Annotated in this window: 1 protein-coding gene; it reads left to right on the forward strand. The window is 58.3% G+C overall.

Features of this window, described 5'->3' with window-relative positions; translation table 11 throughout:
* Nucleotides 1–602: 602 nt before the first annotated feature.
* A partial coding sequence (locus OR16_RS37960; protein WP_006164607.1) for a branched-chain amino acid ABC transporter substrate-binding protein occupies nt 603–1,409 on the forward strand: 807 nt, incomplete at its 3' end.

A 1,409-nucleotide genomic window follows, 5' to 3' on the forward strand; every position in this document is an offset into this window, starting at 1 on the left:
TCGCGGGCCGTTGCTTTTTGTCGCTGCCGCCACGTGGCAGGCAGGCGCTCCTCCCTCGCGCCGGTTGCACGCCGTTTCGCACCATTCTCTCGCCAGGGTTGCACCAATATATAGCACGCTATATTGCCTGCTATCCCTTGGGTAATGCACGAGCCTGGCAGGAACGGCCTTATGCTTGTCTGTTCAAAAAGACAAATAAGGGAAATCCCTGTAATTGGGGATTTCCCTATTATGGTGCCGGCGCACTAGTTCGTTGTATATGAATGAGCTAGTTGATATTAAATGAAATGCCTATTTAATACGTGGCCTCCGAGAGTGACTTAAGAGTAGCAAAGCCGCCTTGTGACAAGCGGTAGGCATGAATCTTGTTAGTACCAACGGCTAGCCTCCATGTAGGCGGGAATTGCCCCAATGCGTGCATTGGGGAAATTCCCTAGCTCATTTGGTGGGTTAATCCTTCAGGTTGTTGCGTCGCATATTGCATCCGTATAAAAAGGGAATACAATTCGCGCGTTTCAAATTGAAACTAAACTAAGGCGGTTCAGGGGGGCGTCCGGGGGGCGTTGGTTTACCCTGATCATGTGAATCCTAGGAGATCACTCATGCAAATCACGTTTGCCAAGATTCTGCCGATCGCAGCCGCAGTAGCGCTGGTTACTGCTTGCGGCAAGAAAGAAGAAAAGCCTGCCGAGCCGGCAGCGTCGGCGCCCGCCGCGGCAGCGCCCGCAGCAGGCGGTGGCGAAGTTGTAGTCAAGATCGGCCACGCGGCACCGCTCACCGGCGGCATCGCTCACCTTGGCAAGGACAACGAAAACGGCGCTCGCCTGGCCGTGGAAGAGGTCAACAAGGCTGGCCTGGAAGTCAACGGCAAGAAGGTCAAGCTCGAACTGGTCGGTGAGGACGACGCAGGCGACCCGAAGACCGGCACCGCCGTGGCGCAGAAGCTGGTGGACGCGAAGGTTGTGGCCGTGGTCGGTCACCTGAACTCGGGCGTATCGATCCCGGCCTCCAAGATCTATAGCGATGCCGGCATCGTGCAGATCTCGCCGTCGTCGACCAACCCCGACTACACCAAGCAAGGCTTCAAGACCACGTTCCGCGTGGTGGCCACCGACGCCCAGCAGGGCCCGGCACTGGCCAACTACGCCACCAAGAGCCTGCACGCCAAGAGCGTGGCCATCGTTGACGATGCCACCGCCTACGGCAAGGGCCTGGCCGACGAGTTCGAGAAGACCGCCAAGGCGTCGGGCGTGAACGTGGTGGCACGTGAAGCCACCAACGACAAGGCCACCGACTTCAAGGCCATTCTGACCAAGATCAAGGGCAAGAAGCCGGACGTGATCATGTACGGCGGCATGGATGCCACCGGCGGCCCGTTCGCCAAGCAGGCCAAGGAACTCGGCATCAGC

Source organism: Cupriavidus basilensis OR16, from assembly GCF_000243095.1.
In the GTDB taxonomy this organism is placed as follows: domain Bacteria; phylum Pseudomonadota; class Gammaproteobacteria; order Burkholderiales; family Burkholderiaceae; genus Cupriavidus; species Cupriavidus basilensis_D.